Raw genomic sequence first — 24,747 nt, forward strand, 5'->3', positions numbered from 1 at the left:
TCTACTCCAAAGTGCCCGTTACAATGCGAGGCGCGGCGAATCGGCGATGACTCGACACCGGCATGCGTTGACGTGCCGCAGCCTGTTCGACGGCATCTCGGTCGACGGTCAGCGCCGCTTCGCCGGTTATCTGCTCGCTCAACACGCGCCCCCAGTAATCCACGATAGACGAATGCCCATGAGTCAGCCGTCCGCCAGGGTGCTCACCACCCTGCGCTGCGGCCAGCATATAGCATTGCGTCTCGATGGCCCGCGTACGTATCAACATCTCCCAATGCGCCTGGCCGGTCACGGTAGTGAACGCCGAAGGGGCGCTGATCAGCTCGGCGCCGCCCAGACGCAGCGCCGCGTACAGCTCGGAGAAACGCAGGTCATAACATACCGTCATGCCTAGTCGCCCCACCGGCGTATCGACGACCACCAGTCGATCCCCCGCCGCGTAGTCATCCGACTCCCGATAGCGGCCTCGCGCGTCGCTCACCTCAGCGTCGAACAAATGCAGCTTGTCGTAACGCGCGACCCGTTGGCCCTGATCGTCAAAAAGCAGCGAACAGGCCCGGACCTTCGCTTGCGGCTGGTCGTCTGGAGGCAACGGCAGCGTGCCAGCGACTATCCATAACCTGAGGTCGCGGGCCGTCTGTTTCAACCATGGCAGGATCGGCCCGCCCCCCTCTGCTTCGGCCCGGCCGACCGCCGGCAGATCGGGACGCCCCATGGCGGCGAAGTTTTCCGGTAATACCGCAAGCCGCGCACCACTCTCGGCGGCCCGCTCCAGCAGCCGCCTTGCGCTGGCGAGATTCGCTCGGATGTCGGCCTGACTGGCCATCTGAATTACGGCGAGGCTCATGCTTGATTACCCCTGACGGCACTCAGCCGCCCGCTGGAAATGACATTCAGTTGGGCTTCTCGAAGGGCTTGTCAAAGGTGATCTTGGGCGCCTGCCATGGCCCCTCGACCTTGTACTGAACGCTGGCAAAGCGGGCAACCTTGTCTCCCAACAGCTTATCCACGACGAACAAGGCGCCGCCGATTGCAGGCGCGCCGACGATCAGGGCCGCCAATGGCAGGTTGTTGCTGACTGGAAGCGTTACCAGCAGCGTGGCGTCAATCTGATCTTTAACCAGATCCAGTTGGCCATTCAACTCCAGATTGCTGGACGGCCCGACCACCGTCAGTGGCTGCGAAGTCACGTAGACGCCGTCCGTCGCGACCAGCTCAGTCTGGATGTGATCGTAGCTCAGACCCTTGCTGAACAGATCCGAGAAATCCAATCGCAGACGCCGGCCGATCGAGTCGAAATTGAGCAGACCGAAGACCCGCAGCGCCTGTGCGCTGCCATCCACTTCGCGCAGTTGGCCCTTGCGCAGCCGAGCATCGAGCCTGCCGGACAATCGGCTCAGGGCGAAGAATGCAGGAGAGCCGGGCCAGCTTCCGTCTACATCCAGACGGAAGTCCCTGCTGGTGGTCGAGGGCGCAAACCCCCAGCCCAGCAGCACATCGGCGACGTTTTCACCTTCCAGGCGCCCCTTGTACCAGCTCCGTGTGGCACCCCAGCCGCCGGAGCCGCCCAACTTCAAGCCTTTCAGATCCAGGGCGAGATCCGTGAATGCTACGCCATCCGTGCTCGGCCGCATTTTCAACGACCCCGACCCCATCGGCTCATCGCCCCGAAGTACTTCGGCCACGGTGATATTCATCGCGGGCAAGCGCTTCGGATCGACGGCCGCCAGCGCATCCTCTGGCTGCGTCTGGGGACTGTTCGGTACGTCTGCGGGAAGCCGCACACGCGACAGATCCACTGCGATGGGCTCGCCATCGGTATCCGGCAAACGTACGGTTCCGGCCACCGTCTCGCTGTCCAGGCCAAGCAGCCAGCCCGAGGAAAGACGGCGCAACTCGACGGCGAGATTGTCGATATGCGTGCCGAATCCATCGAACGCGCCGATGTCGAGGTCGGCCTGGCGCAGCATCGTGTTCTTGCTCGCCTGATTCGTCGACGACTGGCCATAGGCTTCCAGCACCGCTTGCCATGCAGCCAGCTCGAGCTGCGGCAGCTTGCCTCGCACGTAGAGGCCCTGATCGGTGCGCAGATTCGCCGCGCCACCGCCCAACACTAGCTCACCGTCGCCTTCGGCCCAGTCGCCGCTCGGCACGATAAACGCCAGCGCTGCCAGCGTCCCATGTCGGAGCGTGTAGCGCTGTCGATCGCCACCAAAGGTCATTTGCAGCGTGGTGTCGCGCCGCTCCTCGGCCGTCTTGCCGAACGGTGCCGGAAGCGCCAGAGCGGTGCCCAGCAGGGAGGAATCGACTTGCAACTGGTTGTCGGTGCCGCTCAGGTTCAAACTCAGCCTGAACGGCAGCTCTCCAGAGGCGGGCAGCGGCTGTTCGATCTTCCTCCACGCCAGGAGTCGCTGCAGAGCCACGGTGCCCGACGCTTCGATCCGTGTGGACGGCTCGCCCGGCGCCCCATCGGCGAGGGCCTTGCCCTGTATGGGGCTGCCCAGCGCGCGGCCGCGGAACGCCTTGGAACTGAACCCCCGCTCGCTGTCATAACGAAACTCGCCGCCCAACGCATCGAGCTGCAGGTCTGCCTGCCTGATGAACAGCGAAGCATCGGTACTGGAAAAATCGGCAACCACCTGAGGTCGCCCGCCCTTGGCCAGCGGTATGTCCAGCTTGAGTGTCCCGCTCAATGGTCCCTCGCCGCGCCAACCTGCGAACAGCTCACTCGTGCCGATGGGCGCCACTTGCATCAGTGTCAGCGCATCGCGCAGATGGCCGTCTACTCGCCCTTCGACATTAAGCTGCAGTGCCTGAGCACCGGGAACATGCGGTATTTCAGCCGTAGCGTCATGTAACCGGCTGTCGAGCATCCGGCCCTCGGCAAGACGGACCCGCACGCCACTGTCCTCGATTAACACCTCACCACGGCCTTCTCGCAGGATTGGCCAGCCGGGCTGAAATGCGAGCTCGGCATCCCGCACCTTGAAATACAGGCTCAAGCTGCGCGAATTATCGTCGCCCCCCTTGCTTATCGAGCCTTGGTACTCGAAGTACCCCTGTTCAACGGTGCCGCTGCGAATCGCCGTGTTCAACCATTCGCTTAGAGCCGGACTCAGCGCCGGCGAGCGTGTCGGCAGGTATTTCTCTGTGAAGCGGGCATCCCCGTCACGCATACCGACACGTAGATCCATGTAGTCCTCAGCCGCCGGATCGCGCATTAAACGGATCAGAAAATCGCCGGCTATTTGTCCCTCTTCGCCCTCGACCTGCAAGTAGGGCGAAGCGAGCGTGACGGCTTGGTCGTCGAGCTTCCAGCGCAGGCTGCCACGGGCACGATAGTAGTCCCAGGGCCGCGGAAACAGCTGAGCCAGATGAAGGCTGAAATCGCGGTTGTCGAAGCGCAGCTCACCGCCGGCGAGATTGCCCTGTATCGCACCGCTGACGTTGCGCACGGCCGGCACCCAATGGTGCGCAGCGATGCTGACCTCCTCAAGATTGGCGGTGAATGCCAAACGCTCGACTCCGGGTGCCGCCGGACGATAGTCAAGCTGCAGGTTACGCAAGGTTCCGCTCGGAGCCAGCCCGAGCAGATATTCGTTTGCCAGTTCGGGCAGCGGCACCATGGCATGGGCCAGTGCCGCCACCGGGCCGACGGCGATGTGATCGGTTTGCAGACGCCAGCGATCCTCGGCGATGTTTTGCTGGATCACCACTGCGGTATCCCGCCAACGGTTTCCTGCGAACGTGAAGGCCAGACCATCAAATTGCAGTCGGTAGCCTTCGTCCGCTTGATCGACATAGGCGTTCACTGCCAGGTCTTCGATCTGGACCGGATCCCGCTGCGATCGGCCCGCGCGCAGCACCGGTACGTTCAGTCGAGCCACCGCACGGGCCAGCCCGTGCTCGCGCCAGTCGAGCCACACCTCACCGCCTGCCTGAAGCTGATCGAGCGCCCAGCTACCCGTCAGGCTCTCCGGCAACCAGGCCGCCCAGTCGCTCTGCGGCAGGCTGAGGTAGAGCTCGGCTTCACTGGCTTGCCAGTCATTGGCCTGCACTCGCCCCTGAGCATGCGTACTCAGCGGCTGGCCGTCCGGCAGCAGCAAGTGCCCGTCGAGGCGCAAACGCTCGCCAACGGTATGCAGCTCGAGATTGGCATAGGTCAGGGTGACTGGCGCTTCGGCGTGCGCCTCGATCGTAATTTGGCTATCCAGCAGTCGCAGATATTGGATCTTCTGCAGCTCACCCAAGAGTTTCGGCACGTCGGTCGGCGCCTGATCGCCGCGCTCGGGTAGGCCACCGACGCGCCATCTGCCATTCGCGTCCTGGATCAGATTCAAATGGACACCGATGAATTCCACCGTCTTCAACTGCAGCTGACGAGACAGAAGACTGGCGGCAACATCCGGCACCAGTGCCAGGCGATCCAGCCGCATCGCCGTATCACCTTCGCCGAGAATCACGTCGTGGGCCAGCAACCGCGGCGAGAAGCCCTCCCAGCGACCTTCCAGACTGCCGAGCTCGATCGGCACGCTCAACAGTTCGCGCGCCTTGTCTTGGACTTCGAGGCGATACTCGGCGACCAGCGGCACCAGTTGCCGACCGAGGCTCACGTATAGCGCCAGGAGCATCAGTCCGATCGCACCCAGCCAGAGGCTGCGGCGCAGAAAGAGGAGAACAAATGAAAGGAGCCGACTCATACGGATACGCTCCGCACACCCGGGCCCGGATGGCTGGGCTTGCATCTAGGGTCTGTTCCCGTTTCGTCGCGGCCGCGACGGAGCCGGTTATTGCGCGAGACAAGGCCGTGCTCGCTCCCGGCGGGCTTGCGGCAGTCACCCCATCCATGGAGATCGCACGAGTCGTGCAGTTTAGTCGTTCCAAATAAGCGACGAGAAACGCCGTATCGCACAAGAATCATCCTGCCCCGACGGGTCGCGCGGCAAATCTCGCCAGGCGGCGTTGCAGGACTTGGTAAGGGAGCGACCATTACCTGTGCCCCGCGCGATCCACATGGATGGGGTGAATGCAGCAGGCCCGCCGGGAGCGGGCGCTGCCTTGCCTGGCGAGATTTGGCGCAGCAACGCGGCTCGCAGCGAAACGGCAACAGTCCCTAGTCAGAGCAGCACCACGTCGTACTGCTCTTGCGAATACATGGTCTCCACCTGGAACTTGATCGAGCGACCGATGAAGCTCTCGAGATCGGCGACATTACCCGACTCCTCGTCGAGCAGCCGGTCAATGACCTTCTGATTCGCCAGTACGCGATAGCCTTCGGGCTGGTAGGCGCGGGCCTCGCGAAGGATTTCGCGGAAAATCTCGTAGCAGACAGTCTCCGGGGTCTTCATTTTGCCCCTGCCCTGGCAGCACATGCACGGCTCGCACAGCACCTGCTCGAGGCTTTCGCGGGTGCGCTTGCGGGTCATCTGTACCAGCCCCAGCTCGGTGATTCCGATGATATTGGTCTTGGCGTGATCACGCTCCAGCTGCTTCTCCAGCGTGCGCAAGACCTGGCGACGATGCTCTTCGTCCTCCATGTCGATAAAGTCGATGATGATGATTCCGCCAAGGTTGCGCAGCCGCAGCTGACGGGCAATGGCGGTGGCCGACTCGAGGTTGGTCTTGAAAATGGTTTCCTCGAGGGTGCGATGGCCCACGAACGCCCCGGTATTGACGTCGATGGTGGTCATCGCTTCGGCCGGGTCGATGATCAGATAGCCGCCGGACTTGAGCATGACCTTGCGCTCAAGAGCCTTCTGAATCTCGTCCTCAACACTGTACAGATCGAAGATTGGCCGCTCGCCAGGGTAATGCTCGAGGTGCTCATTTAGCTCGGGCATCAGCTCACCGACGAACTGGCTGACCTTCTGGAAGTTTTCCCGCGAGTCGATGCGGATCTTCTCGATGCGCGGATTGACCAGATCCCGCAGGGTGCGCATGGCCAGCGACAGATCTTCATAGATGAGCGAGGGTGCGCCGGCAGTCTTCATCTGACCGTCGATCTGTTCCCACAGACGGCGCAGGTAGCGGATATCCATGAGAATCTCATCGCTGCCGGCGCCTTCGGCTGCGGTTCGCAGAATGAAGCCACCGGTTTCCTTGATCCCTTCTGCTGCGATGCACTCAGCCACCACCTGCTTGAGACGGTCGCGCTCGGCTTCGTCCTCGATGCGCAGGGAAATCCCCACGTGGCTGGTCTTGGGCATGTACACGAGGTAGCGCGAAGGTATCGACAGCTGCGTGGTCAGCCGCGCGCCCTTGGTGCCGATCGGATCCTTGGTGACCTGTACGACCAACGCCTGCCCGTCATGCACCAACGCACTGATAGGTTCGACGGCGTTGCCCTCACGGCTGGAGATCTCCGAGGCATGGATGAAGGCCGCACGCTCCAGGCCGATGTCGACGAAGGCCGCCTGCATACCGGGCAGCACCCTAACCACCTTGCCTTTGTAAATGTTGCCAACGATGCCGCGACGCTGAGTCCGCTCGACATGCACTTCCTGCAGGACACCGTTCTCCACCACCGCCACCCGCGACTCCATGGGGGTGATGTTCATCAGGATTTCTTCGCTCATTATTGTTCTCGGCCGATGGCGGTGGGTATAGCAGCCGAAGCTGACGAGTTGGCTCGATTCTAACGGCATAAGCCGCCAAGCCCCAGGCTCTATACCAAGCTTTTACACCAGTAACGGAGCCCATAGGCGTCGAGTAGTTGGGCCGTCTCACACAACGGCAGCCCGACCACTGCCGAATAACTGCCCTCCAGCGCGCTGACGAAGATCGCCCCCCAGCCCTGAATAGCGTAACTACCAGCCTTGTCCCGGGGCTCGCCGCTGGCCCAGTAAGCCTCGGCTTCGTCGAGCCGAATCGGTCGAAAGCGCACCCGGCTGGTGACCAGACGCACCACGCATCCCGACCTGTTGGCCAGTGCAACGGCAGTCATTACCTGATGCTCGCGACCGGAAAGCGCCTGCAACATCGCCAGTGCATCCGCCTTGTCGGCGGGCTTGCCAAGAAGTTGCTGATCCAGCACGACCGTGGTGTCTGCGCCCAGCACGCACGCGGAGTCATCGTCGATCAGCGACAGGCCCGCTAAGGCCTTCTCGCGTGCCAAACGCTGGACGTACGCGTCAGGCAATTCCGCGGCGCTCGGCGTTTCGTCGATGGATACCGTAAGAAGGGAGAATGGAACGCCGATCTGAGTCAGCAATTCACGGCGTCGTGGCGACGCGGAGGCGAGAAACAATGCGGGCATGCTGGCTCCTTGGGCAAAACGAGCGGAGCAGGTTCGCATATCCAGGCGGGCCCCGGAAGCAACTCGGCAGCCACCGGCAACGGCTCAGTAGACGTTGAAGCGCCGCCGCGCCCATTGCAGGGCGACGAACATCCAAGGCCAGAGCAATGCACTGACCGGCACGGGGACGAGAAACAGCAGCGTTGGCGGGCGATTGCCTGTCAGCGTGTTGAGCCACAACTGCACCAACTGGCCGAGCCCCAGAATCACCAGCAGCACCAGGCTTTGCTGCAGCAGCGGAAACATCCGCAGACGCTGCTGCAGACTCAACACCAGAAAGGTGATCAGAATCAGCGGAAGGCCGTTCTGCCCCAGCAGCGTGCCGGACAGTACATCGAGCATCAGTCCGAAGAAGAACGCCGTCGCCATCCCGCCACGATGGGGCAAGGTGATCGCCCAGTAGGCGATAACCATGCCGAGCCAGAGCGGACGTGCCAGCCCGAAGCGTTCGGGCATCGGCGCCACGCTGAGCAGCAGCGCCAGCAATAGCGACAGCCAGATGACCCAGCCATTGTTCAAGCGCCCGCTGATCATTGCCGACTCTCATTATCCGGCGCCGCAGCGTCCGGCGCAGAGGTCGGCGTTTGTGGCTCAGCTGAAGCGTCAGGCCCAGGTGCCGCCTGCTCGGCGGCATCGCGGTCGGCTGACTCCTGAGCCTTCGCGGCCGCAGTGGCTCGCTCCTCCGGCGTCCTTGCATCGCTGAAGACCAGCAACAGATAGCGGCTGCGATTGAGCATGGCAGTGGGAATGGCGCGAACGATCAGGAAGGGTTGTCCGGAACCACGCACCACCTCGGTAACCTGTGCGACCGGATAACCGCTGGGAAAACGCTGCCCGAGCCCGGAGCTGACTAATAAATCGCCCTCTTTGATGTCGGCCGTCTCGGCGACATGGCGCAATTCGAGATAGTCAGGGCTGCCGGTGCCCACCGCTATCGCGCGTAAACCGTTGCGATTGACCTGCACCGGGATGCTATGGGTCACGTCCGTCAGCAGCAGCACCCGAGCAGCGTAGGGCATGACCTCGACGACCTGCCCCATCAATCCACTGGCGTCGAGCACCGGCTGGCCGAGAAACACGCCGTCGCGCTCGCCCTTATCGATCAGGATGCGATGAGTGAAGGGGTTGGGATCCAGTCCGATCAGCTCGCTGACGATCACCTTGTCGTCGACCAGGGCAGCGGAATTGAGCAGCTCGCGCAGACGCACATTCTGCTCGGTCAGCATCGCCAGCTTCTGCAGACGCCGCTGCATCAACAGCGCCTCGGCCTTGAGCTTCTCGTTCTCGGCCACCAGGCTGGTGCTGCTGCTGATCTGCTCGGTCGCCCGCTGCCAGGTCCGCACCGGCAGGTCGGCCAGCCAGTAAAAGGGCGTCAATACCAGCCCCATCTGGCTGCGCAAAGGCTTTAGCGTCTCGAAGCGTGCATCCACTACCATCAACGCGACACAGAGCACGCAGAGCACCAGTAGGCGCACCCCGAGCAAAGGTCCTTTGGCGAATAGTGGTTTGATGGGCGGGTCCTCGCAGCTGCAGGCTTCAAACTAAACGCGACAAGCCGAGAGCAGAGCAGCCCCTGCTATCGGCTTGCGCTTGGAGCTTATCAGGCCGTTGAAAAACGTAGGCGAGGCAGGCAAGACGAGGCGACAACAGCCGAAGAAGCGCAGTTTAGGTTTCTAAATGAGCATTCTGAGGCTGTTTTCAACGAAGTATTTGCCAATGCAGCTAGTTTTTTAAACGGCTTGCTAGCGCTTGTCACTCACTCCGTGGACAACAGATCCATGGCATGACGGTCCATCATTTCCAGCGCTCGGCCACCACCACGCGCAACGCAGGTCAGCGGCTCTTCCGCCACGATGACTGGCAGGCCGGTCTCCTGTGCCAGCAGCTTGTCGAGGTCACGCAACAACGCGCCACCACCGGTCAGCACCAGACCGCGCTCGGCGATGTCCGACGCTAGTTCGGGGGGGGACTGCTCCAGCGCACTCTTGACCGCCTGGACGATAGTCGCCAGCGACTCCTGCAGCGCCTCGAGGACCTCGTTGGAATTGAGGGTGAAGCTGCGCGGCACGCCTTCGGCCAGGTTACGGCCGCGAACGTCGACTTCGCGCACATCGCTGCTCGGGAACGCGGTGCCGATTTCCTGCTTGATGCGTTCGGCGGTGGACTCACCGATCAGGCTGCCATAGTTGCGACGTACATAGGTGACGATGGACTCATCGAAGCGGTCGCCGCCAACACGCACAGACTCGGCGTAAACCACCCCGTTGAGGGAAATCAGCGCGATCTCGGTAGTACCGCCGCCGATATCGACGACCATCGAGCCACGCGCTTCGTCGACCGGCAGCCCGGCGCCAATGGCCGCGGCCATCGGCTCTTCGATCAGAAAAACTTCCCGCGCACCAGCACCAAGCGCCGACTCACGAATGGCGCGACGCTCAACTTGGGTCGATTTGCAGGGAACACAGATCAGGACGCGCGGGCTGGGCTGCAGGAAACTGTTCTCATGAACCTTGTTGATGAAGTACTGCAGCATCTTTTCACAAACGCTGAAGTCGGCGATCACACCGTCTTTCATGGGCCGTATGGCGTTGATGTTGCCAGGGGTCCGGCCGAGCATGCGTTTGGCGTCGGTGCCCACCGCGACGACACTTTTCTGGTTGCCGTGCGAACGAATGGCAACCACTGAGGGCTCGTTCAGGACGATGCCGCGGTCGCGCACATAAATAAGGGTATTGGCAGTGCCCAGGTCGATCGACAAATCGCTGGAAAACATGCCACGCAGTTTTTTGAACATGGGGAAAGGGCCCTGGGGCAAACGCGTGGGGAAAAAAGTGCCGCAAACTCTAACAATGGTGCGAAGTTAGGGCAAGGCGCTCGTAGGCGCTCGTCTGGACAGACGTGAGCCACTGCTCAAAAAATAACCAGGAGGAAAAGTCCGTCGGATGACCGGTAAGCCGCAGCCGTGCTACCGGCGAGCGCCGCAGACATGTAAGATTGACGGCTTTTCCGGGCTCGAATGCTCGCTGCTGCGGCTCGACCCTGCTGCTCTTGCGTCGGCCTTTGCCGACGGAAGGCGTACCGATTCGCTTCCCGCTGGAGAATCCCGATGGCGCTTGAACGCTCCGAGGTGGAGAAGATCGCTCATCTGGCCCGCCTGGGCCTGAATGAAGACGACCTGCCCCGCACCACCGAGACCCTGAATAACATCCTGGGCCTGGTCGACCGCATGCAAGCGGTCGACACCACCGACATCGAGCCGCTCGCTCATCCGCTGGAAACCCATCAGCGCTTGCGCCCCGACGCGGTCACAGAACGCAACCAGCGTGATGCCTACCAGGCGATCGCGCCAGCCGTTGAAGACGGCCTGTATCTGGTCCCGCGGGTGATCGAGTAATGAAGGACGCCGACATGCACCAACTGACCCTCGCCGAAATCGCTCGCGCCTTGACCGACAAGCAGTTCTCCGCCGAGGAACTGACCCGCTCGCTGCTCACGCGCATTCAGACGCTCGACCCGCAGTTGAACAGCTTCATCACCATCACCGAAGAGCAGGCCATCGCTCAGGCACGGGCGGCCGATGCACGCCGCGCCAAAGGTGAAAACGGCGCGCTTCTGGGTGCGCCGATCGGTCACAAGGATCTGTTCTGCACCGAGGGCGTACGCACCAGCTGCGGCTCCAAGATCCTTGACAGCTTCAAGTCGCCCTACGATGCCACGGTCGTCGAACGACTCGCCGCCGCCGGTGCCGTCTCGCTAGGCAAACTGAACATGGACGAATTCGCCATGGGTTCAGCCAACGAATCGAGTTTCTACGGCGCGGTGAAGAATCCCTGGGACCTGACCCGGGTGCCCGGCGGCTCCTCCGGCGGATCGGCCGCGGCAGTGGCGGCACGCCTGTTGCCCGCCGCAACCGGCAGTGACACTGGCGGCTCGATCCGTCAGCCTGCGGCACTGACCAACCTGACAGGCCTGAAACCAACCTACGGACGCGTCTCGCGCTGGGGCATGATTGCCTACGCCTCGAGCCTTGATCAGGGCGGGCCGCTGGCTCGCACCGCCGAAGATTGTGCGCTGATGCTCGGCGCCATGGCCGGCTTCGATCCCAAGGACTCCACCAGCGTCGATCAGCCGCTGGATGATTACCTCGCCGCCCTCGACAAGCCGCTGACCGGCCTGCGCATCGGCCTGCCGAAGGAATACTTCGGCGCCGGCCTGGACGCCAAGATCGCCGACGCGGTAATGGCTGCGGTCGAAGTGCTGAAGAAGCTCGGCGCAACGGTGAAAGAAATCAGCCTGCCGAACATGCAGCACGCCATCCCCTCCTATTATGTGATCGCGCCGGCCGAAGCCAGCTCCAACCTGTCGCGCTTCGATGGCGCGCGCTTCGGCTATCGCTGCGAGAACCCGGCCGACCTGACTGATCTCTACAAGCGCTCTCGCGCCGAAGGTTTCGGTGATGAGGTCAAACGCCGGATCATGGTCGGCACCTATGCGTTGTCCGCCGGCTACTACGATGCCTACTACCTGAAGGCACAGAAGATCCGCCGATTGATCAAGAACGACTTCGTCAGCGCATTCGACGAAGTCGACGTGATTCTTGGCCCGACCACACCCAACCTGGCTTGGAAGCTCGGCGAGAAGAACGCCGACCCGGTCTCGGCCTATCTGGAAGACATTTACACCATTACCGCCAACCTGGCTGGCATCCCCGGTCTCTCAATGCCAGCGGGCTTTATCGATGGTCTACCGGTGGGCGTGCAGCTGTTGGCTCCGTATTTCCAGGAAGGCCGCCTGCTCAACGTTGCTCACCAGTACCAACAGGTCACCGAGTGGCATAAACAAGCACCGAGCGGATTCTGAGGACGAACACATGCAATGGGAAACCGTGATCGGGCTGGAAATCCACGCACAGCTCGCGACTGAATCGAAGATCTTCTCCGGCAGCGCCACCACCTTTGGCGCCGAGCCCAACACCCAGGCCAGCCTAATTGACTTGGGCATGCCCGGCACGCTGCCGGTGCTCAATGCCGAAGCCGTGCGCATGGCCTGCAAGTTCGGCCTGGCAATTGATGCCGAGATCGCCGGCAAGAACGTCTTCGCCCGCAAGAACTACTTCTACCCGGATCTGCCCAAGGGCTACCAGACCAGCCAGATGGACCATCCCATCGTCGGCAAGGGCTTCCTCGACATTACCTTGGAAGATGGCTCGCAGAAACGCATCGGCATCACTCGCGCGCATCTGGAAGAAGACGCCGGCAAGAGCTTGCACGAAGACTTCCACGGCATGAGTGGGATCGACCTCAACCGTGCCGGCACGCCGTTGTTGGAAATCGTTTCCGAGCCAGACATTCGCAGCGCCAAGGAAGCGGTGGCCTATGTCAAAGCCATTCACGCGCTGGTGCGCTACCTGGGTATCTGCGACGGCAACATGGCTGAAGGCTCGCTGCGCTGTGACTGCAACGTTTCGGTACGCCCCAAAGGTCAGGCCGAGTTCGGCACCCGCGCCGAGATCAAGAACGTCAATTCCTTCCGCTTCATCGAGAAGGCGATCAACCATGAAGTGCAGCGTCAGATCGAGCTGATCGAGGACGGCGGCAAGGTTGTCCAGGAAACCCGCCTGTACGACCCGAACAAGGACGAGACGCGCTCTATGCGCAGCAAGGAAGAAGCCAACGACTATCGCTACTTCCCCTGCCCCGACCTGCTGCCCGTGATGATCGAACAGAGCTTCCTCGACGAGGTACGCGCCAGCCTACCGGAACTGCCGGTCGAGAAGCGCGAGCGCTTTCAGCGCAAGTTCGGCCTGTCCGCCTATGACGCCGATGTCCTGGCCGCGAGCCGCGAGATGGCTGACTACTTCGAGGCGGTGCAGCAGGTCTGCGGTGACTCCAAGCTGGCCGCCAACTGGGTTATGGGCGAGCTCTCCAGCCTGCTCAACAAGGACAATCTGGATATCGATCAGTCGCCCGTCTCTGCCCAACAACTGGGTGGCATGATCCAGCGCATCAAGGACAACACCATCAGCGGCAAGATCGCCAAGATGGTCTTCGAGGCGATGGCCGCCGGCGAAGGCTCGGCCGATGAGATCATCGAGAAGAAAGGTCTCAAGCAGGTCACGGACTCCGGCGCTATCGAGAAGATGCTCGACGAGGTGCTGGCGGCCAACGCCGAGCAGGTCGAACAATACCGCGCCTCGGATGAAGCCAAGCGCGGCAAGATGTTCGGCTTCTTCGTCGGTCAGGCCATGAAGGCGTCCAAGGGCAAAGCCAACCCCGCTCAGGTCAATCAGCTGCTCAAAAGCAAGCTCGAGGGGTGAACCGACAAGAGGCGGGCCGGGCCCGCCTCGCTTGCGCCCTGCCCGCAGGGCGGACAGCTCGCGTGTAGGCGCCCGCCGAAACGCTGAACGGCTGCCTCGTTTGACGCTCCAAGTTTTTCGAGGCCATTGCCTGCTCCGCAGGCCGGTATTCGACTGACTCCGTCCAGGAAAGGTAGCTCATGCGAACCAGACTGCTGCTTGCTGCGCTGTTCCTGGGCCTGATGAGCGGCTGCGGCGAAAAGCCGGACGTCGAACCGAAAGCCAAAAGCACCTTCATTCAGGAAGGCGAAGCCTCTTACTACGCTCGCAGCTTTCACGGCGAGCAGACCGCCAGCGGCGAAACCTTCAATCAGAACGAACGGGTTGCCGCACACATGACGTTGCCATTCGGTACGCGGGTGAAGGTGACCAACCTGGACAATGGCAGGCAGGTCACTGTGCGTATCGTCGATCGGGGCCCATACAAGCCGGGACGAATCATCGATTTGTCGCGCACCGCTGCCGACAAGCTCGACCTGCTCGAAGACGGCATTGTCAGGGTAAAAATCGAAAGAGTGGACTGACAGGGCCGCGCGCCCGAACACGGAGTTTCGATGAGTTTGATGATTTCCGCCTATCTGATCGCCGGGCTGGTATTGCTGGTGGTGGGCGCCGAAGCGCTGGTACGCGGCGCCGTGAAGCTGGCCGCGCGCTTTGGTATTTCCCCGCTGATCATTGGCCTGACCGTCGTCGCGTTCGGCACCAGCGCACCGGAAACGGCAGTCAGCATCCAGGCCTCGTTGAACGGCAGCGGCGACATCGCCGTCGGCAATGTAATCGGCAGCAACATCGCCAACATCCTGCTGATTCTCGGTCTGTCCGCCCTGGTGGCCCCGTTGCTGGTATCGCGTCAGCTGGTGCGCCTCGACGTGCCGGTGATGATCGGCGCCGGAGTGCTGACTTTCGGCCTCGCCTCGAACGGTACCGTCAGTCGTCTGGACGGCTGCGTTCTGCTGGCGCTTCTTTTGCTCTATACGTTGTTTCTGGTCATCGCCAGCAGACGCGAGAAGCAGCGCGCACAACGGGACGAGTTCGCCGTCGAGTACAGCGCCGAGGGGCAGGCCAAGCCATTCGGTTGGGTATTGCAGCTGTTGCTGATCCTGCTTGGGCTGGGCCTGCTGATTGCAGGGTCCAACCTGCTGATCGAAGGCGCAGTGGCATTGGCGCGAGCACTTGGCCTGTCGGAACTGGTCATTGGCCTCACCGTGATTGCCGTCGGCACCTCGCTACCCGAGTTGGCGACTTCATTGCTGGCCGTCTACCGAGGCGAGCGCGATATCGCCGTCGGCAACGTCGTCGGCAGCTGTATCTTCAACCTGCTGCTCGTGCTCGGCGCCGGGGCACTGGTCTCGACCAATGGCCTGTCCATTTCGCCCAATGCGCTGGCCTTCGATCTGCCGGTCATGCTCGCGGTGTTTGCCGCCTGCCTGCCGATCTTCTTTTCCGGCTACCGCATAAACCGCTGGGAAGGCTCGCTGTTCTTCGGCTATTACCTGGCCTATACGCTGTATCTGGTGATGTTCTCCACCGGCCTGCCGGCAATCAGTCTGTTGCGCCATGCAATGACTTGGTACGTATTGCCCTTGACCGCCATCACGCTTTTGGTGATCTTTCTGCGCGCCTGGAAATACCAGCGCTGAGCCCCCCTTTCCCTCCTGGAGCGCCCTTTCGTGTCCCTGATGACATTCGTCTATTTGATCGCCGGCCTGGTGCTTCTTGTTGCTGGCGCCGAGGTGCTGGTGCGCGGCGCGGCCAAGCTGGCGGCGCAGTTCGGCATTCCGCCGCTGATCATCGGCCTCACCGTCGTGGCCTTCGGTACCAGTGCTCCGGAGACGGCGGTAAGTGTGCAGGCATCGATCAATGGCAGCGGCGATATCGCCATCGGCAACGTGCTCGGAAGCAACATCGCCAACGTGCTGCTGATCCTCGGCATGACTTCACTGATCGCGCCGTTGATCGTATCCCGTCAGCTGATTCGTCTCGATGTGCCGATCATGATCGGCGCCAGCTTGCTCACCTACGCGCTGGCCTGGGACGGTGCATTGAGCCGGCTCGACGGCGCGCTGCTATTTGCCTTGGTTGTCAGCTATACGTTGTTCCTGATCATCAGCAGCCGTCGCGCCAGTGCAGCCGCAACGGCCGATGATGAGTTCGCCAGAGAATTCGGCCTCAGTGCCCAACCCAAGCCCTACGCCAGCCTGATCAATGCAGGACTGGTGATAGGTGGGCTGGTGCTGCTGGTGGCCGGCTCCCACTTTCTGGTGGAAGGTGCCGTATCGCTGGCGCGCGCGCTGGGTCTGTCGGAACTGGTGATCGGCCTGACCGTAATTGCCGTCGGCACCTCGCTTCCGGAGCTGGCCACCTCGATCCTCGCGGCCATCCGCGGAGAGCGCGACATCGCCGTGGGCAATATCGTCGGTAGCAATATCTTCAACCTTCTATGCGTACTGGGACTGGCCTCGCTGGTATCGCCGGAAGCGATCGGGGTGGCCGCCAACGCGCTGGCCTTTGACTTCCCGGTCATGATCGCCGTGGCCCTGGCTTGCCTACCGATCTTTTTCACCGGCTATAGCATCAACCGCTGGGAAGGCCTGTTATTTCTGGCCTATTACGTCGCCTATACGCTCTATCTGGTGATGGCGAGCACCGGGCAACCGTTTGCCGAGACGTTTGGCGACGCGATGATTGGCTATGCCGTACCGCTTACCCTGGTGACCTTGCTGGTGATTGCCAGCCGGGCTTGGCGGAAACAGCGCTGAACCGATAGCGCTTTCTGGGTGACTTGATCGCCAAACGCGCCGCGACGGGCCGCAAGCCGGCCGCGTTGCTCGATGGCCGCGTCAATCAACCTTCGCGAACCTGCAACCGCGGCAGCTCAACCACCTGTGCGGTCTCTTCTTCGTCACCCATCCGATGCAGCGTGCCGTCGACCACGGCACCGTTCTCCATGCTCAGTTGGCGGTAACGGATATTGCCCTGCACCCTCGCATTGGAATGCAGTTCGAGGAGATGCTCGACCACCAGGTCCCCAACGACGGTGCCGTCGATCAGCGCATCGTAACTGCTGACATCACCCTCGATTCGCCCATCAGTGCTCAGCGCCAGAAGGCTATGGGTTCCTGGCTTGTGGCATACGTTGCCCTTCACCGTGCCACTGACTTTCAGCCCTTCCTCGAACTCCATGTCCCCGACCAACGAGACATTGCCGGAAATCAGGCTTGAGAACTGGTCGATGCTGACTCGCACCGCCTTCTTTTTGTTGAACATCATCTACTCCAGAATCATTAACGGGCTTTCTTCTGCTGCCGGAAGAACGCCAGGTCAGTCTGCAATCGCTCGATCTGCGCGGATAGCAGGGCGATGCGCCCGAGCAGTTGCTCCTGCGTCGCCTCGGCTTCCTGGCGCTGCAAGCGGCCCTGCTCGAGTGCGTCCTGAAGCGCCTGACTTTCAGCGACCAGTGTGGCAAGCCGCTGTTCGTGCGCGGCGTTTTCATGGTTGCGTAAGTACAGTAAGGCGGCGATCAGGCAGAGCATCGTCGCGCAAACCAAAAGCCATGGGCGGATGGGGCGAGCGGCCAGCAGGCGGTGTTCGGCACGCACCAGCTCGCGGGTATTGGGCCTTCTAATCATCAGCCTGAGCATCGTCGGCACGTTCAAAATCGCCAAGGGCGAGGAAGCGCTGCGGGTCGACGAATCGGCCGTTGTGCAGCACCTCGAAATGAAGGTGCGGGCCGGTGGAGCGGCCTGTGGAACCCACGGCGCCGATCCGCTGCTCTGGCGTCACCAGATCTCCCGCTCGCACGTACCTTCGCGACAGATGTGCGTAGCGAGTCATGAGCTGATTACCGTGGTCGATCTCTACCACCTTGCCGTATCCGCCACGGGTACCGGCGAAGCGAACCCGCCCTCCGGCCGCGGCGTGCACGTCGGAACCGGAGCGCAACGCAAAATCCACTCCCGAGTGAAAGGCAGCCTGCTTTCTGAACGGGTCTATTCGGTTGCCATAGGCCGACCCCAGCCGGGCCGCACCAACAGGACGGCGCGATGGAATCGCCATAAGCGCGGCGTTGCGCTCGGCCACGCGCTGCATCATCCCGTCGAGTACCACCCGCAAACAGCGCGCCGAGGTCTCGGTGCGCTGCAGATCATCCAGCGATACGCTATCGGCCTTCAGTGACAGCTCATTCGAGCAGCCTTGTGGCGGCAGCAAGATACCGCCCTGCCCTGAGCTGTCGGCCGGTTGCTCCGGCACCAGAAGTGGCAACAGTGTTGGGTCGAGGGCTGAAAGCTGCTCATTCAGGATGCGCTGTTCACCCATCATTTCCTGCAGCGCGAGCACATCCGACTGCAGCGATTTCAACCGACCTACCACCTTGCCGACGCGCGCGATGGCGAAACGACCCTCACTGTCCAGGCCAGGCTCGCCCATAAGGACGGATTCCTCCACGGAGCCCATATCTCGCCCGATCCAGACGCCGCCGGCAAAGGTTCCGAAATTGACCAGCAGCAACAAGGCCAGCCCCGGGGCGAGCTTGCGGCGCAGGCTTACGACACGATTAGCATCGCGGGTCAGCGAACGGCTCGAAGGTATGAAAAACGACATCATGCATTCCCCCGGAAACAAGGCGGCCAACCTCAGGCAGGCAGCCATCGGTCATCCAGGACTAATGTGTCGGAAGCGGTTAGTTTTTTCTGAGGCCTATTGTCCGATTAAGACCATTTCAGAGCGTCTCATCGTCCGAAAGCCGAAATCGATCACAATCCCGACCGGCTGGGCTAGATCCAGCCTAGCCAGCCGAGCAGGAGGAGCCCGACATTGATGCTCAGCGCCGCCATCAGTGTGGTAATTACGATGATGATCGCGGCCAGCTGATGATTGGCGTTCACCGCCCGTGCCATGACGAAGCTGGCCGAGGCCGTCGGGCAAGCGAAGTAGAGAAACAGAATGCCCAGATCCGCACCGCGAAAGCCGCACAGCCAGGCTCCCACTGTCGCCAGCGCGGGCAGCCAGACCATTTTCATCAGACTCGAACTCATCGCAATGCGACTGCTTTCACGCAGCACCGAGAGCGATAGCGTGCCGCCGATGCAGATGAGCGCCAACGGCAGGGTCATCTGCGCGAAATACTGGCCCGAAGTCATCAGCCAGTCCGGCAGCGGGATCTGCCAATAGGCAAAGGGGACGGCCGCCGTCACCCCGATGACCAAGGGGTTGCGCAGGATGCTGAGCAGGATGGCGTCGGCGCTGGCGCGCCCGTCCGGGTTGTAGATAGCCAGAATCAATGCCGACAAGCTGTTGTAGACCAGTATCACCACGCCTGCCAGGACACCACCCAGCGAAAGCCCGTAGTCGCCGTAGAGGCTGGTCGCCAGCGCCAGACCAACGATGCCGTTATTGCCCCGAAACGCCCCCTGAATATAGACGCCACGGTCTATCAGCGGGCAGCGCCAGAGCGCCCAGGCCCAGGCCAGAAAAAAAGTCGTCACGGTGGCAATGACGTAATAGGCCAACAGCGTCGGCTGCAGCGCGGCGTCCAGATCGGCTCGAATGATCGAGATGAACAGCAGCGTCGGCATCGTGGCCTTGAACACCAGGGCCGAAGCGGTCTGAATAAAGGCCGCGTCGATCCAGCCCAGCCGCTTGAGCGCTACACCGATAAACAGCATGACGAAGACCGGGGTGGTAATACCCAGGGTCTGGATGGCAACTGAAAGCATGGATGGGCTCGGCCGCAGAGACGCCGCCTATGGTAGTCGCTTATGAGCTGGAAGCTGGAAGCTGGAAGCTGGAAGCTGGAAGCTGGAAGCTGGAAGCTGGAAGCTGGAAGCTGGAAGCTGGAAGCTGGAAGCTGGAAGCTGGAAGCTGGAAGCTGGAAGCTGGAAAGTCTTCGGGCCGTTTTGAATTCCGCCAAACTTTTCTTTCCGCTTGCCGCTACTGTGCATGCGAGCCGCCAGTCGACCCGCTTCAAGCTTCAGACACTGCTTCTTTAACGCCTTACCGGACGCTTCTGCAGTTTGCGTTGCAACGTCCGCCGGTGCATACCCAGAGCGCGCGCCGTGGCAGAGATATTGCCGTCATGCTCGGCGAGCACGCGCTGTATGTGCTCCCACTGCAGGCGATCCACCGACATCGGGTTTTCCGGCACCAGCGTATCCAGATCGGCATGCTTGGAAAGCAATGCCGCCAGCACATCGTCGGCATCGGCGGGCTTGCACAAGTAGTTGCAGGCGCCACGCTTGATCGCCTCGACAGCGGTGGCGATGCTCGAATAACCGGTGAGAATCAATACCTTCATCTCCGGGTCCAGTTCGAGCAGCTTGGGCAGCAGGACCAGTCCGGAATCGCCTTCCATCTTAAGGTCCAACACCGCGTAGTCAGGCAATTCCTGCTTCGCGAGCTCCAGGCCTTCTTCGGCCGATCCGGCGATGCTGACCTGTAGACCCCGACGACTCATGGCTCGCGCCATGACACGGGTAAATGTGGGGTCGTCATCCACCAGCAGCAGATGAGGCTGATCTTCGCCTTCGTGCTGCAACTCTTCGGTCATGTTCGCATTCCTCGCATTGTGATCACGTCAGACTCAGGCCCGCACCGAACCATGCGGCAAGCGCAACTCGGTCAGGGTGCCACCGTTTTCGTGATTGTAGAGCTTCACCGTACCGCCGGCGCGGGTAACGCTGGCCTGGCTCAGAAACAGGCCGAGGCCGAAGCCCTTGCCCTTCGTCGTGATGAAGGGTCTGCCGATCTGTTCGGCGATGGCCAACGGTACGCCCGCTCCGTGATCTCGGATGGTCAGTTTGATCCACTGCGCGTCCCAGTCCAGACGGATGTCCAGATTGTCCGGGCTGGCATCGGTGGCGTTATTCAGCAGGTTGAGCAGCGACTGTCCCAGATCCGCCGGAGGCATCAGGCGCGGCGAGGTGCCTTTGCCCAGGCACTGGAAACGATACGTGGCCTCCGGATGCATCAGATGCCAGCGCTGCAGCACCGACTCGACCCACTCGCGCACGGTCTGTTCGACGACCGCCTGACGCCGGTCCGCCTCAGCCGCCCGCACCAGTTGGCGCAAGCTCTCCTTGCACAGCTGAACCTGCGACTGCAGCAGCGCTAGGTCTTCATTCAACTGAGGCTGCTGGTAGTCCTGGCGCAGCTCCTTGAGCAGCACGCTCATGGTCGCCAAGGGCGTCCCCAGCTCATGGGCAGCGCCAGCCGCTTGTGTGGCCACGGCCAGCAATTGCTGATCACGCATGCTTTCTTCGCGCCGCTGGGCCTGAAATTGTTCCTGGCGACGCAACTGCTCGGCCATGCGCGCGACGAAAAAGGTGATCAACGCCGCTGCCAGCGCGAAACTCAGCCACATCCCATAGACCAACAGCGTGGTGCGATCGACTGGCGGCACGATGACCGGGTCGTACCACACCAGCATCAAGGTGTACCCCGCAAGCGCCAAGCCGGACAATGCCACGGAATACAGCCATGGCAAGGTCGCCGCAGCGATGGTCAGCGGTACGAGATAATAAGAGACGAAGGGATTGGTCGAGCCGCCCGAATAATAAAGCAGTGCACTGTGGATCAGCAGATCGGTGCCCAGGTGCACGGCGTATTCGAGCTCGGTCACCGGCCAAGGCCCACGCAGCCGTAGCGCGGTGCCCAGGCAGATCAGCGCAGAGACGGCCAGCGTGACCCCCAGGTGAAACCATGGCAGACCGAACAGCTGGGTAGCGTAGGCGAGCCCCACCGCGCCCGCCTGAGCAGCGAGCACGAGGATGCGGATCAGGGTAAGCAGACGAAGATTCTGGCGACTGGCCGACAGCAGCTGAACGGATGCGTACATGGGTGCTCCAAAGGAGTCGCGAGTATAACCAAGCTGCCTGAACGACGACTGAGCTGCGGCAACGCGACGCACGAAAATCTGCAGAGCGCCCGTCAACCCGCTAAAGTCTCTGCGCCGCACCGCTGGTGCTATCGAATTCAGGAGTTTTCATGTTCGTACTTGCCCCCCGCAGCCTTGCGCTGCTGGCCTGCATCACCTGCCTTCCCGCTGTCGCCGACGAGCAACACTACAACCAGATTTCGCTGCATGCCGAGGCCAGCAGCGAGGTCGCTCATGACCGCATGCATGTCACGCTGTACAGCGAGGCCCAGCATGAAGATCCGGCGCAACTGGCTGCGCAAACCACCCAGGCCATGAATAAGGCATTGCAACGTGCTCGCCAGGCGAAAGGCATCGTGGTCAGCCAGGGCAGTCGCAGCAGCTATCCGGTCTATGAGGAAAAAGGCCAGCAGATCACCGCCTGGCGCGAGCGCGCCGAGCTGCGCCTGGAAAGCGGTGATTTCGCCGCATTGTCCAAGCTGACCGGGGAACTGATGCAGGACCTGAAAATGGGCGGTATGCAGTTCAGCGTGTCCGACGCGATCCGCAAGCAGAATGAAGACGCCCTGCTCAAGAATGCCGTTGCTGCCTTCCGTGCCCGCGCACAATTGGCCACAGAAGCACTGGGTGGCGCCGACTACCGCATCGTCAGCCTCAACCTGGGCAGCGGCGGCGGTTATCAGCCGGTGATGCGCAACTTCGCCATGAAGAGCATGGATTCGATGCCGACGCCAGAAGTTGAAGCCGGCACTCGCCAGGTCAGCGTCAGCGCCGACGGCGTTATCGAAGTGCAGATGCCCTGATCGACACCACCATACTGGCACGCCGAGGCCACGCAGCCTCGGCTTGCTTGCACATGAAGCTGTCACCCACAGCGACACATACCTCTCCCTGGATCGCGGCACGCTCGAACGCGGCCTGCATTAGCAAATGAGCATCGCTCTCGACGTTGCGAACGCCGCTCCGGCGTCACTCGTTAACGCGAATGTATGTCCTCTGTAAATTATTAGCGTTTGAACCGGAACGTTCATTAGAATCCTGCCGTCGCTCTCGTCACCAAGGACATTCATGCAACTCTGGCTCGGCACCTTGCGCCAATGGCACTGGATCAGCTCCGCACTGTGCCTGGTCGGCATGCTGCTGTTCGCCGTCACAGGCGTTACGCTGAATCATGCGGCGCAAATCGAGGCGAAGCCGAGGATTACCGAGCACCAGGCCAGGCTTCCACAAGCGCTGCAGCAACAACTGCAGACACAACCGCCCGAAGCCGGTTTGCCAGACGCGCTGCACCGCTGGCTTGAAAGCGAACTTAGCCTCGAGCTCGACGAGCAGGACGCCGAGTGGACCGATGGCGAGCTCTATGTCGCCCTGCCCCGCCCCGGTGGCGATGCCTGGCTTAGCCTCGAACTGGAAAGCGGCGAGCTGCTCTACGAATCCACCGACCGCGGTTGGGTTTCCTACCTCAACGACCTGCACAAGGCCCGCAATACCGGCACGGCCTGGAGCTGGTTCATCGACATCTTTGCCGCGGCCTGCGTCATTTTCAGTCTCACCGGCCTGTTGCTCTTGCAACGGCACGCAAGCGGACGCCCCAGCACCTGGCCGTTGGTCGGGCTGGGACTGGTGATTCCTGTCCTGCTGGCCCTGCTATTCATTCACTAAAGGACCTGCGATGCATAAATCCCTGCTGTTGCCACTCACGCTGTTCTGCGCCCCGCTGTTGGCCGCCGATCTGCAGGTATCCGTTGAAATTCCACGATTGCAGGTCGCCGAGTATCACCGCCCCTACGTTGCGATATGGCTGGAAAAAACCGATCAGAGTCATGTAGCCGACCTGGCGGTCTGGTACGACGGGAAAATGAAGGACAAGGAAGGCGAGAAATGGCTGAAGGATTTGCGTCAGTGGTGGCGTCGCAGCGGACGCAGCCTCGAATTGCCGGTGGACGGCGTCAGTGCCGCCACCCGTGCCGTCGGTAGCCACACCCTGTCCTTTGACGACAGCAAGGCCCCGCTAAAGGACTTGCCGCCGGGCGACTATCGGCTAGTGGTCGAAGCCGCACGCGAAGTCGGCGGCCGCGAGCTGGTACGTGTTCCGTTCAGCTGGCCCGCCTCGACGCAGCAGACCCATCAAGCCCAGGGCGAAAGCGAGCTGGGCGCCGTTTCTCTCACCCTCAATCCCTGAACTCACGTCTGAATCAAGGAAACCACGCGATGAAACCGATGATCAAATGGACTGCTCTGGCATTGGCCGTCTGCCTGCCACTGTCCGCCCAGGCCCACCGCGCCTGGATGCTGCCATCCGCTACTGTCCTCTCCGGCGAGGATCCCTGGATCACCGTAGACGCGGCCGTTTCCAACGATCTGTTCTACTTCGAACATTTCCCGCTGCGCCTCAAGGGCATCGGCGATCTCGATAAAGCCTCAGCCGGCGGCCCACCGGGCATGCGTCCGCGGCCCGTACCGGAGCTGCAACTGATCGCGCCGGATGGCTCCTCACTCAAAGCCGAAAACGGCAACCTGGGACGCTACCGCAGCACCTTCGATTTGCACCTGACGCAAAAGGGCACGTACAAGCTGGCCGTCGCCAATGACGGCCTGTTTGCAAGCTGGAAAGAGGACGGCAAGCCCCACCGCTGGATGGGCAAAGCCGACAGCTTCGCCAAGGACGTCCCCAGCAAGGCCGACGACCTCAAGGTCGCTCAGAGCAGCTCTCGCATGGAAGTCTTCGTCACATCCGGCAACCCCACTAAAGAGGTGCTGAAACCTACTGGCAAGGGCCTCGAGCTATCACCGGTCACGCACCCCAACGACTTGTTCGCAGGCGAGGCGGCCGAGTTCGTCTTTTTGCTCGATGGACAGCCGGCCGCTGACGTCGAGATCAGTGTGATCCCAGGCGGCAACCGCTACCGCGACGAATTGGGTGAAATCAAAGCCAAGACCGACGCTCAGGGCAAGATCAGCATCACCTGGCCGGAAGCCGGCATGTATTGGCTGGAGGCCGAGCTGAAGACCGACAAAGGCGTGACCGAGCCGGCTACCGAACGCCGTGCCAGCTACAGCGCCACACTTGAAGTGCTTCCGCAGTAATCCTGCAGCGCCGTAGCGGCGGCGAAAACTGTCGCTACGGGCACGTCTCGTTCGCAACGTCTTGTAGCGCTCAATGTGGCCGGACGCCACATCGTCCGCACATGCAGCCGCAACGGCGTCACACAAGCAACCCTGATT

Annotated in this window: 24 protein-coding genes; 11 read left to right on the plus strand and 13 right to left on the minus strand. The window is 61.7% G+C overall.

The annotated features are described in order from the left end of the window. Nucleotide 1: 1 nt before the first annotated feature. The 7 genes from CH92_RS16825 to mreB all read right to left on the minus strand — a co-directional run bounded on the left by CH92_RS16825 (nucleotide 2) and on the right by mreB (nucleotide 10,088). Nucleotides 2-847 (minus strand): carbon-nitrogen hydrolase family protein, encoded by an 846-nt coding sequence (locus tag CH92_RS16825; protein WP_025242932.1) that lies wholly within the window; start codon nucleotides 845-847, stop codon nucleotides 2-4. A gap of 46 nt (nucleotides 848-893) precedes the next feature. Continuing rightward, complete coding sequence (locus tag CH92_RS16830; RefSeq protein WP_025242933.1) at nucleotides 894-4,700, minus strand: YhdP family protein; 3,807 nt, start codon at nucleotides 4,698-4,700, stop codon at nucleotides 894-896. A gap of 417 nt (nucleotides 4,701-5,117) precedes the next feature. Beyond that, nucleotides 5,118-6,575: a ribonuclease G gene (gene rng / locus CH92_RS16835; protein ID WP_025242934.1), complete on the minus strand. Its 1,458-nt coding sequence runs from the start codon at nucleotides 6,573-6,575 to the stop codon at nucleotides 5,118-5,120. 89 nt (nucleotides 6,576-6,664) lie between these two features. Further along, on the minus strand, nucleotides 6,665-7,255 hold the full coding sequence (locus CH92_RS16840) for a Maf family protein (RefSeq protein ID WP_025242935.1): 591 nt from the start codon (nucleotides 7,253-7,255) through the stop codon (nucleotides 6,665-6,667). Nucleotides 7,256-7,339: 84 nt separating this feature from the next. Beyond that, nucleotides 7,340-7,828, minus strand: coding sequence for a rod shape-determining protein MreD (gene mreD / locus CH92_RS16845; protein WP_025242936.1), 489 nt, complete (start codon nucleotides 7,826-7,828; stop codon nucleotides 7,340-7,342). Continuing rightward, the gene (gene mreC, locus CH92_RS16850) at nucleotides 7,825-8,778 is read right to left on the minus strand and encodes a rod shape-determining protein MreC (protein ID WP_025242937.1); all 954 of its coding nucleotides are present in this window, start codon (nucleotides 8,776-8,778) and stop codon (nucleotides 7,825-7,827) included. The genes mreD and mreC overlap by 4 nt, the downstream gene beginning before the upstream one ends. A gap of 272 nt (nucleotides 8,779-9,050) precedes the next feature. Further along, on the minus strand, nucleotides 9,051-10,088 hold the full coding sequence (mreB, locus tag CH92_RS16855) for a rod shape-determining protein MreB (RefSeq protein ID WP_025242938.1): 1,038 nt from the start codon (nucleotides 10,086-10,088) through the stop codon (nucleotides 9,051-9,053). A 312-nt stretch (nucleotides 10,089-10,400) separates the two neighbouring features. Between mreB and gatC the strand changes: the two genes are divergently transcribed. The 6 genes from gatC to CH92_RS16885 all read left to right on the plus strand — a co-directional run bounded on the left by gatC (nucleotide 10,401) and on the right by CH92_RS16885 (nucleotide 16,408). Further along, the gene (gene gatC, locus CH92_RS16860; protein WP_025242939.1) at nucleotides 10,401-10,688 is read left to right on the plus strand and encodes an Asp-tRNA(Asn)/Glu-tRNA(Gln) amidotransferase subunit GatC; all 288 of its coding nucleotides are present in this window, start codon (nucleotides 10,401-10,403) and stop codon (nucleotides 10,686-10,688) included. Nucleotides 10,689-10,702: 14 nt separating this feature from the next. Next, nucleotides 10,703-12,154: an Asp-tRNA(Asn)/Glu-tRNA(Gln) amidotransferase subunit GatA gene (gene gatA / locus CH92_RS16865; RefSeq protein WP_025242940.1), complete on the plus strand. Its 1,452-nt coding sequence runs from the start codon at nucleotides 10,703-10,705 to the stop codon at nucleotides 12,152-12,154. A gap of 10 nt (nucleotides 12,155-12,164) precedes the next feature. Then, nucleotides 12,165-13,610, plus strand: a complete 1,446-nt coding sequence (gatB, locus tag CH92_RS16870; RefSeq protein WP_025242941.1) for an Asp-tRNA(Asn)/Glu-tRNA(Gln) amidotransferase subunit GatB — start codon at nucleotides 12,165-12,167, stop codon at nucleotides 13,608-13,610. A 179-nt stretch (nucleotides 13,611-13,789) separates the two neighbouring features. Beyond that, a complete protein-coding gene (locus CH92_RS16875; protein WP_025242942.1) occupies nucleotides 13,790-14,173 on the plus strand; it encodes a septal ring lytic transglycosylase RlpA family protein in 384 nt (127 codons plus the stop codon). 30 nt (nucleotides 14,174-14,203) lie between these two features. Further along, nucleotides 14,204-15,289: a calcium/sodium antiporter gene (locus CH92_RS16880; protein WP_025242943.1), complete on the plus strand. Its 1,086-nt coding sequence runs from the start codon at nucleotides 14,204-14,206 to the stop codon at nucleotides 15,287-15,289. Between the two features lie 30 nt (nucleotides 15,290-15,319). After that, entirely contained in the window at nucleotides 15,320-16,408 is a 1,089-nt protein-coding gene (locus tag CH92_RS16885) for a calcium/sodium antiporter (RefSeq protein ID WP_025242944.1), read from the plus strand. Between the two features lie 85 nt (nucleotides 16,409-16,493). Here the strand turns inward: CH92_RS16885 and CH92_RS16890 are convergent, their stop codons facing one another. The 4 genes from CH92_RS16890 to CH92_RS16905 form a co-directional block, all read right to left on the minus strand. Then, nucleotides 16,494-16,916: a bactofilin family protein gene (locus CH92_RS16890; RefSeq protein ID WP_025242945.1), complete on the minus strand. Its 423-nt coding sequence runs from the start codon at nucleotides 16,914-16,916 to the stop codon at nucleotides 16,494-16,496. Nucleotides 16,917-16,933: 17 nt separating this feature from the next. Then, a complete protein-coding gene (locus CH92_RS16895; protein WP_235206161.1) occupies nucleotides 16,934-17,278 on the minus strand; it encodes a hypothetical protein in 345 nt (114 codons plus the stop codon). Next, complete coding sequence (locus tag CH92_RS16900; protein ID WP_025242947.1) at nucleotides 17,271-18,251, minus strand: M23 family metallopeptidase; 981 nt, start codon at nucleotides 18,249-18,251, stop codon at nucleotides 17,271-17,273. The genes CH92_RS16895 and CH92_RS16900 overlap by 8 nt, the downstream gene beginning before the upstream one ends. 173 nt (nucleotides 18,252-18,424) lie before the next feature. Next, nucleotides 18,425-19,366, minus strand: a complete 942-nt coding sequence (locus tag CH92_RS16905; RefSeq protein WP_025242948.1) for an AEC family transporter — start codon at nucleotides 19,364-19,366, stop codon at nucleotides 18,425-18,427. 42 nt (nucleotides 19,367-19,408) lie between these two features. On the opposite strand from CH92_RS16905, the gene CH92_RS22045 reads away from it, so the two are divergent. Then, complete coding sequence (locus tag CH92_RS22045; protein ID WP_025242949.1) at nucleotides 19,409-19,639, plus strand: hypothetical protein; 231 nt, start codon at nucleotides 19,409-19,411, stop codon at nucleotides 19,637-19,639. Here CH92_RS22045 and CH92_RS16915 read toward each other — a convergent pair. Beyond that, entirely contained in the window at nucleotides 19,636-20,196 is a 561-nt protein-coding gene (locus CH92_RS16915; protein WP_025242950.1) for a response regulator transcription factor, read from the minus strand. The genes CH92_RS22045 and CH92_RS16915 overlap by 4 nt on opposite strands. A gap of 33 nt (nucleotides 20,197-20,229) precedes the next feature. Further along, the gene (locus tag CH92_RS16920) at nucleotides 20,230-21,483 is read right to left on the minus strand and encodes an ATP-binding protein (RefSeq protein WP_025242951.1); all 1,254 of its coding nucleotides are present in this window, start codon (nucleotides 21,481-21,483) and stop codon (nucleotides 20,230-20,232) included. Nucleotides 21,484-21,632: 149 nt separating this feature from the next. On the opposite strand from CH92_RS16920, the gene CH92_RS16925 reads away from it, so the two are divergent. From CH92_RS16925 to CH92_RS16940, 4 genes are all read left to right on the plus strand, one after another. Beyond that, the gene (locus tag CH92_RS16925) at nucleotides 21,633-22,325 is read left to right on the plus strand and encodes an SIMPL domain-containing protein (RefSeq protein ID WP_025242952.1); all 693 of its coding nucleotides are present in this window, start codon (nucleotides 21,633-21,635) and stop codon (nucleotides 22,323-22,325) included. A gap of 265 nt (nucleotides 22,326-22,590) precedes the next feature. Further along, nucleotides 22,591-23,184: a PepSY-associated TM helix domain-containing protein gene (locus CH92_RS16930; protein WP_025242953.1), complete on the plus strand. Its 594-nt coding sequence runs from the start codon at nucleotides 22,591-22,593 to the stop codon at nucleotides 23,182-23,184. A 10-nt stretch (nucleotides 23,185-23,194) separates the two neighbouring features. After that, the gene (locus CH92_RS16935) at nucleotides 23,195-23,704 is read left to right on the plus strand and encodes a DUF2271 domain-containing protein (protein ID WP_025242954.1); all 510 of its coding nucleotides are present in this window, start codon (nucleotides 23,195-23,197) and stop codon (nucleotides 23,702-23,704) included. A gap of 29 nt (nucleotides 23,705-23,733) precedes the next feature. Beyond that, complete coding sequence (locus tag CH92_RS16940; protein ID WP_025242955.1) at nucleotides 23,734-24,609, plus strand: DUF4198 domain-containing protein; 876 nt, start codon at nucleotides 23,734-23,736, stop codon at nucleotides 24,607-24,609. Nucleotides 24,610-24,747 lie beyond the last annotated feature (138 nt).

It is taken from the genome of Stutzerimonas stutzeri (assembly GCF_000590475.1).
Classification (GTDB): Bacteria; Pseudomonadota; Gammaproteobacteria; order Pseudomonadales; family Pseudomonadaceae; genus Stutzerimonas; species Stutzerimonas stutzeri_D.

Excerpts from the sequence above, each read along its gene's own strand:
- CH92_RS16880 (WP_025242943.1), top strand. The coding sequence starts at position 14,204 with ATGAGTTTGATGATTTCCGCCTATCTGATCGCCGGGCTGGTATTGCTG.
- CH92_RS16925 (WP_025242952.1), top strand. The coding sequence starts at position 21,633 with ATGTTCGTACTTGCCCCCCGCAGCCTTGCGCTGCTGGCCTGCATCACC.
- CH92_RS16935 (WP_025242954.1), top strand. The coding sequence starts at position 23,195 with ATGCATAAATCCCTGCTGTTGCCACTCACGCTGTTCTGCGCCCCGCTG.
- gatC (WP_025242939.1), top strand. The coding sequence starts at position 10,401 with ATGGCGCTTGAACGCTCCGAGGTGGAGAAGATCGCTCATCTGGCCCGC.
- CH92_RS16940 (WP_025242955.1), top strand. The coding sequence starts at position 23,734 with ATGAAACCGATGATCAAATGGACTGCTCTGGCATTGGCCGTCTGCCTG.
- CH92_RS16900 (WP_025242947.1), bottom strand. The coding sequence starts at position 18,251 with ATGTCGTTTTTCATACCTTCGAGCCGTTCGCTGACCCGCGATGCTAAT.
- CH92_RS16825 (WP_025242932.1), bottom strand. The coding sequence starts at position 847 with ATGAGCCTCGCCGTAATTCAGATGGCCAGTCAGGCCGACATCCGAGCG.
- CH92_RS16830 (WP_025242933.1), bottom strand. The coding sequence starts at position 4,700 with ATGAGTCGGCTCCTTTCATTTGTTCTCCTCTTTCTGCGCCGCAGCCTC.
- CH92_RS16895 (WP_235206161.1), bottom strand. The coding sequence starts at position 17,278 with ATGATTAGAAGGCCCAATACCCGCGAGCTGGTGCGTGCCGAACACCGC.
- mreB (WP_025242938.1), bottom strand. The coding sequence starts at position 10,088 with ATGTTCAAAAAACTGCGTGGCATGTTTTCCAGCGATTTGTCGATCGAC.
- CH92_RS16890 (WP_025242945.1), bottom strand. The coding sequence starts at position 16,916 with ATGTTCAACAAAAAGAAGGCGGTGCGAGTCAGCATCGACCAGTTCTCA.
- rng (WP_025242934.1), bottom strand. The coding sequence starts at position 6,575 with ATGAGCGAAGAAATCCTGATGAACATCACCCCCATGGAGTCGCGGGTG.
- CH92_RS16840 (WP_025242935.1), bottom strand. The coding sequence starts at position 7,255 with ATGCCCGCATTGTTTCTCGCCTCCGCGTCGCCACGACGCCGTGAATTG.
- CH92_RS16920 (WP_025242951.1), bottom strand. The coding sequence starts at position 21,483 with ATGTACGCATCCGTTCAGCTGCTGTCGGCCAGTCGCCAGAATCTTCGT.
- gatA (WP_025242940.1), top strand. The coding sequence starts at position 10,703 with ATGCACCAACTGACCCTCGCCGAAATCGCTCGCGCCTTGACCGACAAG.
- CH92_RS16930 (WP_025242953.1), top strand. The coding sequence starts at position 22,591 with ATGCAACTCTGGCTCGGCACCTTGCGCCAATGGCACTGGATCAGCTCC.
- CH92_RS16875 (WP_025242942.1), top strand. The coding sequence starts at position 13,790 with ATGCGAACCAGACTGCTGCTTGCTGCGCTGTTCCTGGGCCTGATGAGC.
- gatB (WP_025242941.1), top strand. The coding sequence starts at position 12,165 with ATGCAATGGGAAACCGTGATCGGGCTGGAAATCCACGCACAGCTCGCG.
- mreD (WP_025242936.1), bottom strand. The coding sequence starts at position 7,828 with ATGATCAGCGGGCGCTTGAACAATGGCTGGGTCATCTGGCTGTCGCTA.
- CH92_RS16915 (WP_025242950.1), bottom strand. The coding sequence starts at position 20,196 with ATGACCGAAGAGTTGCAGCACGAAGGCGAAGATCAGCCTCATCTGCTG.
- CH92_RS16905 (WP_025242948.1), bottom strand. The coding sequence starts at position 19,366 with ATGCTTTCAGTTGCCATCCAGACCCTGGGTATTACCACCCCGGTCTTC.
- CH92_RS22045 (WP_025242949.1), top strand. The coding sequence starts at position 19,409 with ATGAGCTGGAAGCTGGAAGCTGGAAGCTGGAAGCTGGAAGCTGGAAGC.